This is a genomic window from Pseudoduganella sp. GW821-FHT12E03, from assembly GCF_058807115.1.
This window is the reverse complement of record NZ_JBXAQJ010000005.1, coordinates 102,107-120,043: the sequence shown is the minus strand read 5'-3', so window position 1 is coordinate 120,043 and position 17,937 is coordinate 102,107. Positions and strand designations below refer to the sequence as shown.

Sequence of the window (17,937 nt, the reverse complement as noted above, 5' to 3'; positions counted from 1 at the left end):
CGTATCGCAGCATGAGGAAAGCCGCACAGCCGCGCATCCGGCCGCCGGTTCAGCCGCCCGTCATCGGGTTGCGCGCCATGCCCGGTGGCGGCGCGGTCTGCGGTCCCGTGTGCAGGTCGGACGGATAGGTGAAGACCCAATCCGCATAGCGCCCCTTGCCATTGAAGCCACGGTCGTCGTCGAGGAAATTGCCCTGTTTGATGGGGCGTTGTTCGGACAGGGAATGGATGCCGACAATGCGTCCCTGCTGCCGCACCAGCCCCCACTCCGGCTTGCCCGTGATCGGGTCCGCATACAGCCGCCGCAGATGGCGCCTGGCGCCGGGAAAGCGCGGGTCTTGCAGCAGCTCGTCCAGGCTCAGAGGATATTGCGCCATGCCGCCGGAACCCTGCGCCTGCAGGTAGCGCCCCAGCGCCTGGCGGAATTCATGGCCGATGAACAGTAACTGCGCTTCCTTGTCGCGCCGCGCCGCCGTCGCAAACAATTCGCCGCCGATCGCCAATGCGGTCCCCATCAGGGCCACCAGCATCAAGGTCCAGAGATAGGCGAAACCGCCGGTGGCGCGGGTCAGGCGTGGCATCACAGCTGGTTATAAGGGATGCCGTCGCGCGTCTTGCCCTGGGCGCCGCTGCGCACGTCGGCAATGCCGGACAGACCGGCCGCCTGCGGATTGACGGCTTGCCACGTCTTGTCGGAGTCCGTCAACGGGTCGAGTGGCACGGCCCGGAAATACTGGTGTGTCACGAGGTCGGACAACGCGGCCGGGTACTCGCCCTTGTCGGCGTAATATTTGTCGATGCCGATGCGCAGCACGCGCAGGTTTTCCTTCAGCGCCGCTTCCTTCGATTTATCGACGGCCCCGAAATAGCGCGGCAGGGCCACCGTCAGCAACAGGGAAATGATGGCCAGCACCACCAGCAATTCAATCAGCGTGAAACCGCGCTTGTTCTTCATGATCACCATGCCCTCAGGGGAGTGCCGTTCAGCCCCGTCACATCCGAACGGCTGGCCACGTCGAATACATCCACGCCTTCCATCGGGTTGTCCGGCGGCGACGAATACGCGCGCTTGGCCCAGGTGTCCGCCGCACTGGCAATGGATGGCGGCGCAAACGGGTCGCGCGGAATGCGGCGCAGGAAATACAACGTGCGCTTTTGCGGGTGGCGCTGGTCCGGCACGCCTTCAGCCAGTTCCTCCAGTGTTTTCGGAAAACCAGAGTCGCCCAGGCTCAGTTTGATGCTGCCATTATCGGACGCCCGCTTATACGCATCGATGGCTTCGCGGATTTCCTGCAGCGCCAGGCGCAGTTCGCGTTCCTTGTCGCGCTGGATCGCCACCTGCGCCATCGGCACCGCCACCGTGGCCAGCACGCCCATGATGGCCAGCGTGACGATCAGTTCGATGAACGTGAAGCCGCGCTGGCGGCGAAGTCGCGCCATGCCTCGCCCCATCACTGCACCTTTTTCGGGCCCGGGCCGGCGTTGGCCGGCTTGTCGGGATTAGCGCCTTGTTCGGTGGCTGGCGTGACCGGCCCGGATTGCGCCGATGGCAGGGACTGGGCCGCGTCGCCCTCCGGCGCGCGGTTATACGGCGGCGGCTCGGTGGCCAGCGCCGGCACGCCCAGGTCCGGCCCGGTCACGGCCGCGCGCACGCCTATCGACGCTTCCGTGCCGGACAGGAATTCCGCTTCCCGCAAATCCGGACGGCGCACGGAGCGCAACAGGCGCGGCGTGATCGACAGCACAATTTCACTGCGCGACACGTCATCCTTTTGCGTGCCGAACAGGCGGTTCAGCACCGGCAAGTCGCCCACGCCCGGCACCTTGCTGCCGACCTTGCGGTCTTCATCGTTGATCAGCCCAGCCAGCACCTGCGTTTCGCCGTCCCGCAGCCGCAGCACCGTCGACGCGCTGCGGGTGCCGATCTGGTAGGCCTGCGTGCCGGATTTGCTGGTCACTTCCTTGACCACGTTCGACACTTCCAGGTTGATCTTGATGGCCACTTCGTCGTCGAGATGCACGTTCGGCTCCACGTCCAGCTTCAGGCCCACATCGACGTAGTTGACGCTGTCCGAACTGACGCCATTGTTGGTCGTGACGGTGATGACGGGCACCCGGTCGCCGATCAGGATCTTGGCCTTGTCCTTGTTGCGCACGCGGATGCGGGGATTGGCCAGGAGGTTGTTGTCGGTGTCGGTCGCCCCGGCATTGATGGTGGTCTTGCCCAGGTCCAGGTTGATATTACCGCTGTTGATGCGCTTCAGGTCCGACACCTTCAGCTGGCCGGTACCGATATTGGTGGCGTTGACGCCGGCCAGCGACAAGGTTGCCTGCTCCGGCCAGCGGATACCGAGTTCCTGCAGGCGCGAGCGTTTGACTTCCAGCACTTCCACTTCCAGCATGACTTCCGGGTCCGCCAGGTCTTGCATCGCGATAATGCGTTCGGCCATGCGCACCATGTCCGGCGTGTCGCGCATGATGACGATGCCGAGGCGGTCGTCGGTGACGATGTCGCGCGCCTTCAGCAGGGTTTTCAGGGTGGCCGCCACCTGTTTTGCTTCCGCGTTGGCCAGGAAGAAGCTGCGCACCATCAATTGCTGGTAATCCTTCACCTTTTGCGGATTGTTGGGGAAGATGGTGATCGACCGGTCTCCCGTCACGGCCTGTTCCAGTCCGTTGGAGGACAGCAGCATGGCGATGGCTTCCTCGATGCTGGCGTCGCGCACGGAAATCGTGGCCCGCAGGTTGGGATCGACTTCGCGGTCAAACGCGAAATTCAGGCCGGAGACCTTGCCGATGAAGTCGAACACCGAGCGGATCGGGGCGTCGCGGAATTGCAGGGTGACGGGTTTGCGGAAGGCCGCCGACAGGCGGCCCGGCCCCTTCTGCGCCTGGGCGTCGGCGATGCGGGCCTTCAGGCGCAGCGCGTCGCGCTGGTTGGGTTTTTCCTGCAGCACGGGGCGCAGCAAGTCCAGCGCGGCCGCCGGATCGCCTTTCTGGAATTGGGTTTCCGCCTCCGCCACGATGGCGCGGTGGCGGCGTTCCTGCGCCAATGCCGCCAGGCCCTGTTGCGCCACCATGTTGTGCTGGTCCACGGCCAGTGCCTGGCGGTACAGCGTTTCCGCTTCCAGGTCGTTGCCGTCACGGCGCTGCGCATCGGCGCGGCTGATGTAGCCATTGACCAGCGCCGCCTTGCGGTTCAGCAGCGCCATGCGGAACTGCGCATTGTTCGGGTCTTCGCGCAGCGCCTGTTCCAGTTTGGCCATGCCCTGTTCGACCTGGCCCGCGTCCAGCAACGCATTGCCCTCCCTGAAACTGGGGTTGCCGGCGCAGGCGGCCAGCAGGGTGGCTGCCGCGATGGCCGCGCCGAGGCGCTGCAGCATGTGTTTCGGTTGGTTCAATTGGCATCCCCGGTGGCGAGAGTTAATGCGAGCGTCATGGACTGGTTGCGTGGCAGGTAAGTGAAGGACAGGGTGTCGTCGTGCGCCGCATCGAGACGGTAGCCGCCCGCGAGGGTGTCGCCGATGCGGGCCACGATGTCCTGGCCGTCGGCCTGCAGCAAATATGTGGTGTGGCCGCCGTCACGGTAACTGCCCAGGAAGATGAACGGCAGTGCGGAGGTACCCGCCGGCGTCTTTGCGGCGGTTGCCAATTCCAGCTGCTCGGCCCTGGCTGCAACGGGCTTCAGCGGCGCTGGCGGCGGTTCGGCGCCGCCGGCAAACAGGTTGCCCGGGTCTTCGCCTTCGATGCGGCGCTGGATTTGCAGTTCGGCTGGAATCGTGAGCGAACTCGCGGCGGAAAGGCCGGCCGCTGGTGCCACGGCGTGTGTGGCGCCGCCGGCTGGCGTGGCCGCACTCCTGGTGGTGGCGGCGGCCGGTGGCACCACGTCGTCTTCCGGCGCAAACCATGCCAGCGCCACGGTGGCCGCGCCTGCGGCAATAATCCATTTCTTCATGCCTGGCTCCTGACCAGCAGGATGAACTGGATCCGTGCTTCCACGGTGGCGGAACCGGCTCGTTCGCGTTTAAAAACGACGCTGTCGAGGGTCAGCGCCGGCAGAGCCTGCAGCGCGTCGAGCATGAAGGCTTGCACAGCGGCATAATCGGCATGGACCGGCAGGGTGATCTGGTAGCGCATGAACCCTGCGCGCGGCTCCACCTGCGGCTTGTATTCCGCCTTGGCCAGCGGCACCTGGTGCTTGTCGGCGATTTCCACCAGCGTTTGCAGTTGCGCGGGGATCGCGGCATGGTCCGGCAAGTGGCGGTAAAACGCGGCCAGCCCGGCGGCGGCGGTGGGGGGCGCCGCCACCGGCATGGCGGCGGCCCGCGTCGCGTTGGCCAGGCGCTCTTGCATGGCGGGCAATTGCAGTTGCAGCACCCGGGCGTGCCACAGCATGGCCAGGGCGCACGCCAGCGCGGTGGCGCCAATGGCGGCGGGCGCACCCAGGCGGCGCAAGGTGCGCCGCGCCTGCCACTTGGCGCGTGGGGCGATCGAAGTCACTGCCGCCATTGCGCCTCCAACTGGAATCGCACGGCGCGCCCCGGGTCGCTGCCGGCCTGCTCATGCTTGACCAGGTAGACCGAGCGGAACAGCGGCTGCTGGTTGAGGAATGCCAGGTAGTTGAGCATGTCGCGCGCGGTTTCCGCTTCGGCGGTGATTTTCAGGCTGCCGGCGGGGCTGTTTGGGACAACCGGGGCCGCGCTCTTGCCTGCCGCTTGTGCCGGTGGTGTCGCCGATGCCGTTGTGCCGCCCCTGGCGTGGTCGCCGCTGTCCTGCGCCGGTTGGCCATTCAAATCCAGCCCCAGCAGGGCAACGTGCATATCCGCCGGCGCTTGCAGGGTTTTCAGCAGGCGCGCCACCGGCAAATTCAACTGGCGCACGGCTTCCGCCACGACGTTGACTTGCTGTTCCTGTTCGCGCTGAACGGCCGGTGGCAGGAGCGTGGACGCGGCGCGGCGCGGCTGGACCACCGCCATGCGCGCCTGCAGCGACTGCACATCGGCATACACGCGCAGCCAGTGTGCGGCGGCGGGCAGCAGTGCGGTCATCCCCAATCCCAGTAACATCAGCCGCCAGCCGCCCCGTGGCGCGGCGGCTGGCGTGAACGACAGGCCGGGTGCTGGCTTCAGGCGCATAGCACCTCCGCTTGGGCGCCGGCTGCCAGCAGCGATGACGGGCCGAATGGCGTGTCGACGGGCTGGAACAGCGACGGCAGCGCGTGCGGCGCGGAAGGCTGCCCGCCCAGGCCAGTGAGGTCGATGACGGCGACAGCGGCAATGCTGTCGAGTTCCGGCATGCGCAGTATCCAGCGTTGCCATGCACGTTCCAGTTCCTGCTGCCACGCGGGGCCGCAAGGCTGCGAGCAGATGGCGCTGATGTGCCCATGCGCCGTGGTGGCCATGGTCAGCTTGCCCGCTTCCACGATGGCAAACGCCGCCATTCCCGTCGGCATGCGGCTGGCCGTGCCCATGACCGGTTCGATGGCGCCGCAGCGCTTGCCCAGGTCCGTGCGCAACGCTTGCAGCAATTGCGCGTCGATGCCGCAGGCGGCGCGCGGTTCGCCATACGGTGCGTCATCGTCGGCAATGCGCCAGCCCCGGGCCGCGTCGCCATAGACGGCCGACAACTGCATTTGCAGGAAACGCGTGGCGGCGGGTTCGGCCAGCAGGGCATCGCTCCACGGCGCCATGACGGACTGGCACCAGCGGCCGGACAGGCTGACGGACAGCGGCGCCTGGGCATTCAAGGCGGCCAGTACCGCGTCGGCGGCGGCGATGGCGTGTGCCGGCTGGGCCGCAGGCGTGCGCTGGATGCCGGACAACCGCATACCGGATCGCTGTGCCGCGGGCAGCGGCGTGCCGGGCGGCTGCGCATGGGGAGGGTGCAGGGAAGCCGCCAGGGTCTCGGCGGGACGTTCCAGCAGCGTGCGCAGCAGCGCCAGCGGCGCTTCCCAGTGGCCGCCTGGATTGGCGACCGGCAGCGCCACCACGCCGGCAAACCGGTCGCCGTCGAGCGCCGAGGCGACCAGCGCCGAAGGCGCGAGGTAGACACGCAGGCTGCGCCGCGAGAATAACGGCCGCAGAGGACGCAGCGTGGCAGTCAGTCGTTCAACAAGTGACACGGTTCAGCTCCATCAAGGTGGATTCGCCATGGCGCACCAGGTCCAGCGCGGCGTCGCGCGCCGGCCGGAAACCCATGCGGGCGGCTTCTTCTTTCATGCGGCTGACGGGCGCGCGGGTACAGATCATTTCGCGCATCGCATCGTTGAGGATCAGGACTTCGGCAATGGCTTTGCGGCCCTTGTAGCCGGCGCCACGGCAATGGCCGCAACCCTTGCCGGCACGGAAGCGCCATCCCCGCACCTGGTCTTGCGTCAATCCGCTGTCCGCCAATTCCAGCGGATCCGGCGCCACGTCCACCGCGCAATGCGCGCAATTGAGGCGCATCAGGCGCTGCGCCACGATGCCGTTCAGCGCGGCCGCGAAGCTATAGGCGTCGACCCCCATGTGCAGGAAACGGCCCACCACGTCGAACACGTTATTCGCGTGCACGGTGGTGAAAACCAGGTGGCCCGTCAGCGAGGCCTGGACCGCGATTTGCGCGGTTTCATCGTCGCGGATCTCGCCGATCAGGATCTTGTCGGGGTCATGCCGCAGGATCGAGCGCAAGCCACGGGCAAAGGTCAGTCCCTTCTTTTCATTGACGGGGATTTGCAGCACGCGGGGCAGCCGGTATTCCACCGGGTCTTCGATGGTGATGACCTTGTCGCGGCCCGTGTTAATTTCCGTCAGCGCCGCATACAGGGTGGTGGTCTTGCCGGACCCGGTGGGACCGGTTACCAGCAGCATGCCGTGCGGACGGGCCGCCAGGCGGCGCACCTGTTCAATCGCATCGGCGTTCAGACCCAGGCTTTCCAGTGTCAGGGCATTGGCGGCGGCGGTCAGGGCGCGGCGGTCCAGCAGGCGCAGCACGGCGTCTTCGCCAAAGATGTTTGGCATGATCGATACGCGGAAGTCGATTTCACTGCCCTTGATGCGCACCTTGAAACGGCCATCCTGCGGCACGCGGCGCTCGGCAATATCGAGGTCGGCCAGCACCTTGATGCGCGACACCACCTGTTCCGCCATCTGCAGTCCCTGGACCTGGCCGGCCTGCACCAGCACGCCGTCCACGCGGTATTTGATGACCAGGCTGTTGACGTCGCATTCGAGGTGGATATCGCTGGCCTGGAATTTCAGCGCATCGTAAATCGTCGAGTTGACCAGTTTGACGACGGGGCTGCTGTCGCCACTGATGCCGATCAGCGATATATCGACGATGGCCTGGTCCAGGTCCGTGGCTTCACCGTCGGCGTCATCCGTGTCCTGCATCATGTCGTGCATGGCCTGTTGCGCGCTTTCCTGCTGCGACAGGTAGGCCGACAGGTCATCGGCGTGCGCCAGCGCCACGGTAAATGCCGCGCCGGTGGCATAGTGCGCCCATGGCGGCAGGTCGTCCGCGAACGGATCGGCCAGTACCAGCACCGGCGCTTCGCCGGGCATGGCAGGCGCCATCAGCACGCAGCCGCGCTGGGCGCAATCGGTGTACGGCAGCATGCCGTAAGCGGGTTGCGCCGCCTGCAGCATGGCCATGCTCCATGCCGGATAGCAGAACAGGGCGGCCAGTTGCTGCGTGAATGCATCCGGCGCCAGGCCGGCCATCTCTTCCAGCACCGCCAGTTGCGGGCGGCCTTGCGCCAGCGCGGCGGCCGATGCCTGGCGCAGCAGGGCGGTGGTGATCGTGGCCAACGGAGGCAGGGGTGCGCGCGCATTCATCAGTTCAAACTCCCGGCAAGTTCAAAGATCGGCATGTACATCAGCACCACCACGCCGCCGATCACGACGCCGATGACCGTCATCAGCATCGGTTCCAGCAGGCGCGAGGCCCAGTCCACCCAGCGCGCGAATTCCTCGTCATGGAAGCGCGCCGAGCGTTCCAGCATGTCGGACAGGCGGCCGGTGTTCTCGCCCACTTTCAACAGCGATTGCGCCACCGGCGTGGCCAGGCCGTGCTGGTCCAGCGCGGTGGAAAACGGCAAGCCTTCGCCAACGGCGCGGCGCACGTCGGCCAGTTGGCGCTGCTGGGCCGGCATCAGCATGCCGCTGACCATGGCCAGCGCTTTCGACAACGGGATGCCGGCATGCAACAGCAGCGACAGCGCGCGGTAAAAGCGCGCCAGCCGGAATTCCGCGGCCTTGGCGGCCAGCACCGGCAGGCGCAGCACGGCCAGCACCAGTTGCGCGCGGATCGCGGCATTGGCGGCGGCGGCCACCGCGCCGGCCACCACGGCGCCCAGCGCGCCGGCGCACAGCCACGGGTGGGCCGCCAGGGCCTGGCCGAAACCCAGCAGCATTTGCGACATCCACGGGATATCGCGGCCGGAACTTTCATAGACGGCGCTGAATTTGGGGACCACATAACCCAGCAAGAACAAGGTGACGAGGGTGCCGACGGCCAGCAGCATCACGGGATAGATCGCGGCGGACACCAGCTTTTTGCGGATGGCGTCGAATTGCAGCTGGTACGCGACATAGCGCGCCAGTGCTTCCGGCAAATTGCCGGAACGCTCCGCCGCATGCACGGTGGAGACGTAAAGATCGGGAAAGATGGCGGGGAAGGCCGCCAGCGTGTCGGAAAAGCTCTGGCCCTGCGACAGGGCGCGGCGGATGTCGCCGAGTGTCGCCTTGGCGCCCGGCTTGATTTCCTTGCTGTGCAAGGTGCCAAGTGCTTCCGACAGGTTCAGGCCTGCTTCCAGCAGCGCCAGGAGTTCCTGTGAAAATTGCAGCAAAGGGAATGGTTGCGCGCGGGCGCGCAGCAGTCCGTACGATGCGGGTTCTGTGGCCTGGGCGGTGTTGCCTGCGATGGCCAGCACGCGCCAGCCCTGGCGCAATGCTGCGCGGATGGCGTCGGCTTCGGTGGCGGCATCGATGGTGATGGTGCGGCGCGCCTGTGCGCCGGCGCCGCCCTGGACTTCGAGCTGGAACTGCAGGGACATCAAACAATCACAATCCAAAAAATCGGTCATGCTCCAACAAGGTGTGGCGGACCGGCAAGGATGAGAAACTCACCGGCCCGCCACGGGCATCAAGCTTTCAACTGGCGTTGATTACTTGGTGATCACACTGACCTTGTCGACCACGAACGAGGTCTGGGCCGACGAGTCTTCGGTCATCGCGAACGACAGCGTCACGGTCTGGCCTTTGTATGGCAGCAGGTTGAACGTGCGCATCTGGTAGCCGGTTGCCTTGTCCAGGTTGGAGTAGGTTGCCAGCGTGCCCAGGATGGTGCCGCCGCTGTTTTTCACCGTCACCGTCAGCTTGTCGTACTTGGTGGTGGTGGTGGTTTCAGCGGTGTCGATGTGCAGCGCGAACGACATGTCGGCCGCGGTTGCCGCCGATGGAATCACCACTGGCTGGGTGATGGTTTCCGTTGCGGTGGTGCCATTGCCGCCCAGCCATGCGAAGCGGGTGCCTTCGTACGCGGTCTGGCCGCTGTAGTTGCCGATCACGCCGGTCGAACCGCTCCAGCCGGTGGTGCTGGATTCGAAGCCGCCGTTGGTCACGCGCTCGGTGCCCGTCACGGTGCCGACGGTCAGGGTCGCGGTGCTCGACGTTGCGGTTTTCTGTGGCGACGAAGCATCTTTCACGATGGCGTAGAAGGTTGCGCCGTTGTCAGCGGTTTGCGCGGTCAGCGAGTAGGTCGCCGACGTTGCGCCGCTGATGGCCGAACCGTTGCGGTACCACTGGTACGTGTACGGTGCGGTGCCGCCGGAAATGCTGCCCACGGTGAACGATGCGCTGCCGCCTGCCGCGACGGTGACGGACGATGGCTGGGTGCCGATCGTCACGCCGCCGGCGCCTGCTTCATTGACGTCGGCGCCGACGTTGATCGCAGCGTAAGCGCGCTGCACGGCGATCGACTCAGCCGAGTTGACGCCATACAGTTCGTTGGCCGCTTCGATCATCTTGGTGCGGGCGCTCGCGTAGTTGGTCGACGACGTGAACTTGGTGGTCAGCGCCTTGAACCAGATGCGGAATGCCTTGTCGTTGCCGATACCGGTCATGGCCAGCGGCGCCTTGTTCAGGTACGAGCTGTAGGTATCGCTGCCGGAGGTGGCGCTGGAGCCTTGCGACAGGAAGTAGAACATGCGGTTGTTCGGGCCGCTGCTGTAGTGCACGTTGATGCTGCCCAGGGTCGAGCTCCACGCATCCTTGGACGAGCCGTCTTTCGATGGCTTGGTCATCCAGCGCAGCGGCTGGCCGCTCTTCGAGATTTCCTTGCCCATCATCCAATCGTTGCCGGAAGCAGGGATCACGGTGCCGGTGCCGCCATTGCGGGCATAGGCTTCCACCATTTCACCCTGGATGTCGGCGCCGGATTCATTCAGGCCGCCCGATTCGCCGGAGTAGGTCAGGTTGGAGGTGGCGTCGATCACGCCGTGGCCCATTTCGTGGCCGATGACGTCGATCGAACCCAGGTTTTTGAACGAGGTGCCGCCGTCGCCGATGTACATGCACTTGCAGCTTGGGTCGAAGAAGGCGTTGTCGTAGTTGTTATCCACGTGCACGGCGATGTAGGTCGCGGTGTTCTGGCCGTCCAGCGACTGCCAGCCCAGCACGTTTTTCAGCGTGTCGTAGGTGTTCATCAGGCCCCACAGCGCGTTCACCGCGGCGGTCTGGCCGTTGGCGTTGGTGGTGCTGCCGCCGGAGATGTATTGCGCGCCGTCGCCCCACACGTTGGTGCTGTTGGTGTAGATGTTGCCTGGGGTTGGATTCGATTCCGGTGCGTGGTTGGCGTTGGTGATCGCCATGCCGCCGAACTGGCCGCCGACGCCGCGGGTGGCGTCTTTCATCTGGTAGGTGCTGCCCGACAGCGTGGTGTTGATTGGCACCTGGCCGTTGTACTGGCTGTTGCCGGTACCGACCACGGTTTGCAGGGCTTGCCATTTGTTGATGATGGCGCCGGTCTTGGCGTTGACGATGGTGTCCTGGTACACCAGCTTGTTGCCATCATGCTGACGGGTCTTGACCAGGTAGGCCAGCTGGTAGCTGTCCACCACTTCTTCCAGGTCCACGGCGTTCAGCTGGGACTCGGCTTTGTTGACGGCCGAAGGAACGCGCACCGACTTCATGACTGGATAGATCATCAGTTCGGCTTGTGGCTGCCAGCGGTGCATGCCGCTTGGCGATGCCGACTTCACGGCGACAGCAATCGCCTGCTCGGCGGTCAGCTTCGGCGTGACGTCCGGCGCGCCGGCGCGGGCGGAGGCGGAAGCTGCCAGGCCTTGCGAGCCTGCGGTGTTCAGGCCGGCGCGGCGGTCCGATACGGATTCGCTGACGATGTCGCCGGTGTTGTTGGTGACCACCACGGATTCCGAACCGAACACGCGCAGGCCCTGGAAGGTGTGGTTAACGCGGGAAATCTTGGTGTTGTCGGCGCCGGCGTGCTGGCTTGCGACGGCGAAGCCGTGCGACGAACCCAGTGCGGCGGCGGCCGGACGTGCTGCCAGCTTGTTGACCAGCGAGGCGTTCTCTTGTGGAGAGGCCTGGGTGATCGGGGCGGCCATCATCTGGCCTGCGGTTGCATGGCTGGTGAACATCATCGGCAGGGCAGCGATGGATGCGGCAAGCAAAGTCTTACGTAAATTCATCTTCTCTCCATTGGTTTTAAGGAATTGCACTGGGTGTCACCTGGCCGCATGGTTGCGAGGCCAGCCAGGCGTCGGACACAGATGGGACGGATAGTCCGGTGTGTGGTGGGAAATGCAAAAACGCCTGGGAGTTCCGACACTATTCCTGTCGATATGGGCAAGTCAAAAAACTTGCTAAATGAGTCGTCTGCCGAATTTTTGTTAAAAATGGGACAAAGATGCTAAGTAAATGCAAGCAAATAGAGTATGTTCGCCTAACGCGTCTTGGACAAAGTTGGCGCACGATAGTGGCCTGATGGCTGGTTTTTGTATGAAAAAAGCAACGAACTAGAAGTTCTGCTCTAAATTCGTGAAGAACGCGACAGATTGCAAACTAATTCGCTGTGCCGTGGTTGCAATCCCGTTATGTTGCGTTCTACACTAGGCGCGGACTCAGGCATACAGTGCTTGACAACCAATAACTACACAATTAAAAGCGACGGGCAATGACCTGGCGCAGACCGGGAAACCGGACCGGGAATTACAGGGACAGAGAATATGACGAAGATCAGCACCACAGCCCGTGCTTTGCGCACGAGCGCACCCAGCCCTTCATAGGGTATCGCCGCCGCCACCCAATATCAGTTCACGCCGTCACGCCGCTATCCGGCCAGCCGGCGACGTCGCGCATTTGCCGCCATAACCGGTGCAAGTGTGCAGGGACAGCTTTTAACTGTGCTTACTATGCTCTCGATATCTACCAAAGTTGAGCGGCTGGTCATGGAATCGCCTTTCCTTACTGAGGGACTGGGGCGTGGCCTGATCAACCTTTCCGAGCTGGCAAGACAGCTGCAACCGCAGCTGGAGACGGACCTGTGGAAACCGGTTGGCCAGGCCGCCGTCGTCATGGCATTGCGCCGTGTCGCGGAACGCTTGCCTCAGCATGAAACAGGGCCGCTGGCGGAATTGCAGCTGGCGCGCAAATCAGGCGAACTGACTACGCGAACCGACCTGACGATGACCACCTATAAGTATTCCGAAAATACCTATGAGTGCCATCGCCAATTGCTGGAAACCGTGGCGCCGCAGCAAGGTGCGTTTGTCACCGTGACGCGCGGCATCAATGAAGTGATGGTGATTTGCAGCCGCCCTTTGAACAGCGTGGTCGACCAGGTGTTCGTGCATGAACGCGAACTGGCACGGCTCGACAACCTCAATGCCGTGACCTTGCACCTGAACCCTGAAACGCTGGACATGCCGGGGATTTACCACGGCATCCTGAAAAAGCTGGCGTGGGAAAAGATCAACCTGGTCAACATGATCTGCACGCACACGGAACTGACGGTGCTGCTGGAACAGCGCCATACCGGGGCGGCGATTTCCGTGCTGTCGCGGCTGGTGGCGCATTGAGTTGCGTGGCCCCGGGTCATTGAACCTGGACACCGGGTCACTGCGTAGGGCGGGTTCCGTGAACCCGCCTTGCATGCGTTTCGACAGTACTAGGGCGGCTTTGTAAAAGCCGCCCTACGGAATTGGCGTCCCGGGCAGGAGGTTACGAACCGGCCAACTGGCCGCGCACGCGGGCAATCGCCGCGCGCACCTGGTTTGGCGCGGTGCCGCCGATGTGGTCGCGGGCGGCCACCGAACCTTCCAGGGTCAGCACGGCAAACACGTCTTGCTCGATCAGCGGCGAGAATTCACGCAACTGTTCCAGCGACATTTCCGACAAGTCGATTTTCAAGCCATCGCAGGCGCGCACCGCATGCGCCACGGCTTCGTGCGCATCGCGGAAGGCCAGGCCCTTTTTCACCAGGTAATCGGCCAGGTCGGTCGCCGTGGCGTAACCCTGCAGCGCTGCCGCGCGCATGGCTTCCGGCTTGACCGTGATGCCGCCGGCCATGTCGGCGAAGATGCGCAGGGTGTCGACCAGCGTATCGACGGTGTCGAACAGCGGCTCTTTATCTTCCTGGTTATCCTTGTTGTAGGCCAGTGGCTGGCCTTTCATCAGGGTCAGCAGGCCCATCAGGTGGCCATACACGCGGCCGGTTTTGCCGCGCGCCAGTTCCGGCACGTCCGGGTTTTTCTTTTGCGGCATGATCGACGAGCCGGTGCAGAAGCGGTCGGCGATGTCGATGAAGCCCACGCGCGGGCTCATCCAGATGATCAGTTCTTCCGACATGCGCGAAATATGCATCATCACCAGCGACGCGGCGGCCGTGAATTCAATCGCGAAGTCGCGGTCCGAGACGGCGTCCAGCGAGTTGTGGCACACGTCGTCGAAGCCCAGCGTCTGCGCCACGCGCGCGCGGTCGATCGGGAAGGTGGTGCCGGCCAGCGCGGCGGAACCCAGCGGCAGGCGGTTGACGCGCTTGCGGCAGTCGGCAAAGCGCTCCACATCGCGGCCAAACATTTCCACATAGGCCAGCATGTGATGGCCGAACGTGATCGGCTGGGCCACTTGCATGTGGGTGAAGCCGGGCAGGATGGTGTCCGCGTGCTTTTCAGCCAGGTCGGTCAGCGCGCCGCGCAGTTGCGTCAGCAGGCCGGTCACGTCATCGATGGCGGCGCGCACATACAGGCGGATATCGGTGGCCACCTGGTCGTTGCGGGAACGGCCCGTGTGCAGGCGCTTGCCGGCATCGCCGACCAGTTCGGTCAGGCGCTTTTCAATATTCAGGTGCACGTCTTCCAGGTCCAGCAGCCATTCAAACTTGCCGGATTCGATTTCCGCGCTGATCTGCGCCATGCCGCGCTGGATGTCGGCCAGGTCGGTGGCGTTGATGATGCCTTGCGCCGCCAGCATGTCGGCGTGCGCCAGCGAACCTTGGATGTCGGCCTTGGCCATGCGGTTGTCAAAAAAGACAGAAGCGGTATAGCGCTTGACGAGGTCGGAGACAGGTTCGGAGAAGCGGGCCGACCAGGCTTCGCTCTTTTTGGAAAATTGATCAGTCATGGTAAATAGAGAGGTGGGCGTGCGGGAGAATTGACCGATTATAGCCAAGGTTGCGCCAGTCAGTCTGGCCACGGGCTTTTTAGGCGTATCCATTTTCAACCATAAGTTGTTAATATCGCCATATTTATAGCGTTTTCAGCCGGAAGACGGCGCAGATTACAGGAGAGAGCATGCCGGATTTTGAAGTCAGCACCGAGAAAGCGCGGCTCGATGTCGCACTGATCCACCGTTTCCTTGGCGGCCAGTCAACCTGGGCCCAGGGCTTGCCGCTGTCCGTGCTGGAAAAGGCGATCGCCAATTCGCTATGCTTTGGCGGCTATGCCGATGGCGCGCAAGTCGCGTTTGCCCGGGTGGTGACGGACGGCGCCACGTTTGCCAACCTGGTCGATGTGTTCGTGCTGCCGGAATGCCGGGGCATGGGCTATAGCAAGCAATTGATGGCGGCCATCATGGCGCACCCGGAGTTGCAGGGCCTGCGGCGCTTTACGCTGGCGACCGGCGATGCGCATGGCTTGTACAGCCAGTACGGTTTCACCTCGCCACAGCGGCCGCAGACCCTGATGGAGCGGTATTTCCCGGATATTTACAACGCCCCGGCGTAATAATTTACTGCCAATTCATCAGGCACGGCGGAATCAGCAACAGCAGCGCCAGCACCGCATAAATCAGCTGCAGCGGAATCATCCACTTGGCCCAGGTGATCCACGGGATCCGTGCCAGCGCCAACACCCCCACCGTGATGCCGGACGTCGGAATCATCGGCGTGGTGAATTCGCCGAACTGGTAAGCCAGGATCGCGGTCTGGCGCGTCACGCCGACCAGGTCCGCCAGCGGCGCCATGATCGGCATCGTCAGTGCCGCCTGGCCGGTGCCGGAGTGGATGAAGAAATTGATGACGGTCTGGATCGCGAACATCTTATGGGCCGCGAACACCGGGCTCGATGACTGCACCAGCGGCATCAGGCCGTGCAGCATGGTGTCGATGATTTGCGCATCGCGCGCCAGGATCACGGTGCCGCGCGCCATGGCGATCACCAGTGCGGTGCCCACCAAGTCTTTCGCGCCGTGCATGAACGCGCCCATGAATTCATCGGAATTGAGCCGTCCGACCACGCCCACCACGATGGTCATGGCCAGGAACAGCGCCGCGATCTCTTCGATGAACCAGTCGAATTTCACCACGCCCACCACCATGCCCAGCAGGGTGCCAACAAAGATGGTCAGCACCGCCTTGTGCTTGAGCGTCATGCCTTCGAAGGAACTGAAATCGACCGGGTTTTCCTGGCGCTTGACGAGGTCCAGTTCATACGTCGGGGATAATTTCGGGTTGCGCTTGATGCGCGCCGCGTACCACATCATGAAGGCAATGGTGACGGCGGTTGCCAGCACCCACACGATCAGGCGGTAGCCCATGCCGGAAAACAGCGGCACCCCGGCAATCCCCTGCGCCACGCCGACATTGAACGGATTCAAAAACGCGGCGGCAAAGCCGACCTGGGTGCCGAGGAAGGGCAGCGACACCCCCGTCACGGTGTCATAGCCCAAGGCGAGGGCCAACGGCACGAAGATCAGGATGAACGGAATCGCTTCCTCGTTCATGCCAAAGGTGGCGCCGCCCAGCGAAAACAGGGTCAGGAACACGGGAATCAGCGCCGCCCGCACAAAACGCGAATGGTCGTGCGCCTTGGCGATCGACTTGATCATGGCGTCGATGGCGTCCGTCTTTTGCAGCACGGCGAATGCGCCGCCGGTGATCAGCACGAAGCCGATGATCAGCGCCGCCTCGACAAACCCTTTAATCGGCGCCATCAGCAGCGCCACGATGCCCTGCGGCTTGCTGGCGATGTAGTGGAACGTGGCGGGATCGATCAGCTGCTTGCCGTTGACCAGGTGGGTATCGTATTTGCCGCCGGGGACCAGCCAGGTGGACAGCGCGATCAATGCCAGGATGGCGAAGATCAGGACATAGGTATTGGGGAGACGGAGTTTCATGCGGTCCTTATTGCGAGAGCAGGTCGCCGGAACGGAAAGCGGACGCCCCCGCCACTTTGCCGATGTTCATGCCGCGCAGCACATGGCGGTGCGCGCTGCGCGCAAAGAACACGCCGTCGGTCGTGCAGCGGATGGTGGACGTTTCGCCCGTGACCGGATCGATCACGTCGGCCAGCCCATCGCCGGCCTTGACCTTGTCGCCCAGCTTGCGGGTGTAGACCAGCACGCCGGCATGGGGCGCCAGCAGTGGCTCCACGCCTTCCAGCGGGGTGGCGGCGCACAGCGGAGCGGGCAGTTCGCCGACTTCACGGGCGAGCACGCCGTTCAATGCCAGGAAGCGCAGCAGGCTGTCGGCGTCTTTTTCCGCCAGGCCGTATTCGACTTCCATCTCGCCGCGCAATTCCACCGTGGTCGAGACGCAGGCGGACGGAATCGGCACGTTGGGGAAGTGCGCCTGCAAGTCCCACCACAGGCGGCTGCATGCTTCATCGAACGGTTCGCCGCCCGCCGCCAGCGCCAGCAGCACGGCATGGGCGCCCATCAGGCGCGCCAGCGGTTCAATCGCATCGGCCAGCGGCGTGCCCGCATAAATATGCAGCACGGCTTCGTTATCGCAGTGCAGGTCCAGCACGATGTCGGCGTCGATCGCCATTTCCAGCAGGGTTTTCTTGAGCGCGTCCGCATCCGTCTTCGGTTGCTGCGCCTGCACCAGGGCCAGCGCCTGGCGGCGGATTTCCGCCACGTTGGCCTGCGCATCCGGTCCCAGTTTGCCTTCCAGCGAAACCTTCAATTCATCGGCCACGTGCTTGTAGGAGCGGTTGAAGTTGATGCCGGTGGTGAGGTCGAAGCGGCCAAAGGGAGCGCCCTGGATCGCCTGCGCCAGGCCGATCGGATTGGCGGCCGGCACCAGGATGATTTCGCCATGGACCTTGCCGGCGGCGTCGAGCGCATCGAGCTCGCGGCGCAGGAACTGGGACACCAGCATGCCCGGCACTTCATCGGCGTGCAGCGCGGCCTGGATATAAATCTTCTTGCCGGCGCCGGGTGTGCCGTAGTGATAGCTGGTCAGCTGGTAGGAAGTGCTGCTTTGGGGCGCGGACAGCGCGTGTTTTCTCACATGCATGATCGGACCTGTATAGATATTTACAATCAGGGCACCCATTATGCCGTCCCCGCCGTGCCCGTGGCGAGTCGTTTCGGACGCGCCGGGAGGTGCGGGAGCAGGCGGCTTTGCTGTATATTTGGAAACTGTACGGGCGGAATGCATGCATTCTGCCTTCATCCTCAGCGAATGGACTGCAACATGGGCGGATTGAAGGAATTAT

The 17,937-nt window shown here is 64.0% G+C and carries 16 protein-coding genes; 2 read left to right on the top strand and 14 right to left on the bottom strand.

The genetic code is table 11. The annotated features are described in order from the left end of the window. Positions 1–49: 49 nt before the first annotated feature. From AC1RRC_RS14065 to AC1RRC_RS14015, 11 genes are all read right to left on the bottom strand, one after another. Positions 50–580: a type II secretion system protein gene (locus AC1RRC_RS14065; RefSeq protein ID WP_493056107.1), complete on the bottom strand. Its 531-nt coding sequence runs from the start codon at positions 578–580 to the stop codon at positions 50–52. Then, entirely contained in the window at positions 580–954 is a 375-nt protein-coding gene (locus tag AC1RRC_RS14060) for a type II secretion system protein (protein ID WP_493056106.1), read from the bottom strand. The genes AC1RRC_RS14065 and AC1RRC_RS14060 overlap by 1 nt, the downstream gene beginning before the upstream one ends. A gap of 2 nt (positions 955–956) precedes the next feature. Then, positions 957–1,439 (bottom strand): type II secretion system protein, encoded by a 483-nt coding sequence (locus AC1RRC_RS14055; RefSeq protein ID WP_493056105.1) that lies wholly within the window; start codon positions 1,437–1,439, stop codon positions 957–959. A gap of 11 nt (positions 1,440–1,450) precedes the next feature. After that, complete coding sequence (locus tag AC1RRC_RS14050; protein ID WP_493056104.1) at positions 1,451–3,400, bottom strand: secretin GspD/PilQ domain-containing protein; 1,950 nt, start codon at positions 3,398–3,400, stop codon at positions 1,451–1,453. Further along, complete coding sequence (locus AC1RRC_RS14045; protein WP_493056103.1) at positions 3,397–3,954, bottom strand: hypothetical protein; 558 nt, start codon at positions 3,952–3,954, stop codon at positions 3,397–3,399. Before AC1RRC_RS14045 ends, AC1RRC_RS14050 begins: the two co-directional genes overlap by 4 nt. Next, on the bottom strand, positions 3,951–4,508 hold the full coding sequence (locus AC1RRC_RS14040; protein ID WP_493056102.1) for a hypothetical protein: 558 nt from the start codon (positions 4,506–4,508) through the stop codon (positions 3,951–3,953). The genes AC1RRC_RS14045 and AC1RRC_RS14040 overlap by 4 nt, the downstream gene beginning before the upstream one ends. Then, positions 4,496–5,134: a hypothetical protein gene (locus AC1RRC_RS14035; protein WP_493056101.1), complete on the bottom strand. Its 639-nt coding sequence runs from the start codon at positions 5,132–5,134 to the stop codon at positions 4,496–4,498. The genes AC1RRC_RS14040 and AC1RRC_RS14035 overlap by 13 nt, the downstream gene beginning before the upstream one ends. Continuing rightward, on the bottom strand, positions 5,125–6,120 hold the full coding sequence (locus AC1RRC_RS14030) for a hypothetical protein (RefSeq protein WP_493056100.1): 996 nt from the start codon (positions 6,118–6,120) through the stop codon (positions 5,125–5,127). Before AC1RRC_RS14030 ends, AC1RRC_RS14035 begins: the two co-directional genes overlap by 10 nt. Next, positions 6,107–7,813 carry a GspE/PulE family protein gene (locus AC1RRC_RS14025; protein ID WP_493056099.1) on the bottom strand — a complete coding sequence of 569 codons (1,707 nt, stop codon included), beginning with the start codon at positions 7,811–7,813 and terminating at the stop codon, positions 6,107–6,109. Before AC1RRC_RS14025 ends, AC1RRC_RS14030 begins: the two co-directional genes overlap by 14 nt. Continuing rightward, positions 7,813–9,033: a type II secretion system F family protein gene (locus tag AC1RRC_RS14020; protein ID WP_493056098.1), complete on the bottom strand. Its 1,221-nt coding sequence runs from the start codon at positions 9,031–9,033 to the stop codon at positions 7,813–7,815. Before AC1RRC_RS14020 ends, AC1RRC_RS14025 begins: the two co-directional genes overlap by 1 nt. A gap of 111 nt (positions 9,034–9,144) precedes the next feature. After that, complete coding sequence (locus AC1RRC_RS14015; RefSeq protein WP_493056097.1) at positions 9,145–11,688, bottom strand: M4 family metallopeptidase; 2,544 nt, start codon at positions 11,686–11,688, stop codon at positions 9,145–9,147. Positions 11,689–12,447: 759 nt separating this feature from the next. On the opposite strand from AC1RRC_RS14015, the gene AC1RRC_RS14010 reads away from it, so the two are divergent. Beyond that, a complete protein-coding gene (locus AC1RRC_RS14010; protein ID WP_493056096.1) occupies positions 12,448–13,077 on the top strand; it encodes an ACT domain-containing protein in 630 nt (209 codons plus the stop codon). Between the two features lie 142 nt (positions 13,078–13,219). Here the strand turns inward: AC1RRC_RS14010 and argH are convergent, their stop codons facing one another. Next, positions 13,220–14,620, bottom strand: a complete 1,401-nt coding sequence (gene argH, locus AC1RRC_RS14005; RefSeq protein ID WP_493056095.1) for an argininosuccinate lyase — start codon at positions 14,618–14,620, stop codon at positions 13,220–13,222. A 170-nt stretch (positions 14,621–14,790) separates the two neighbouring features. On the opposite strand from argH, the gene AC1RRC_RS14000 reads away from it, so the two are divergent. Further along, the gene (locus tag AC1RRC_RS14000; protein ID WP_493056094.1) at positions 14,791–15,222 is read left to right on the top strand and encodes a GNAT family N-acetyltransferase; all 432 of its coding nucleotides are present in this window, start codon (positions 14,791–14,793) and stop codon (positions 15,220–15,222) included. Between the two features lie 4 nt (positions 15,223–15,226). Here the strand turns inward: AC1RRC_RS14000 and AC1RRC_RS13995 are convergent, their stop codons facing one another. Together AC1RRC_RS13995 and AC1RRC_RS13990 are read right to left on the bottom strand one after the other, a co-directional pair. After that, positions 15,227–16,612, bottom strand: a complete 1,386-nt coding sequence (locus tag AC1RRC_RS13995) for a YfcC family protein (RefSeq protein WP_493056093.1) — start codon at positions 16,610–16,612, stop codon at positions 15,227–15,229. A gap of 7 nt (positions 16,613–16,619) precedes the next feature. Next, on the bottom strand, positions 16,620–17,735 hold the full coding sequence (locus tag AC1RRC_RS13990; RefSeq protein WP_493056092.1) for a succinylglutamate desuccinylase/aspartoacylase family protein: 1,116 nt from the start codon (positions 17,733–17,735) through the stop codon (positions 16,620–16,622). Between the last annotated feature and the right edge of the window lie 202 nt (positions 17,736–17,937).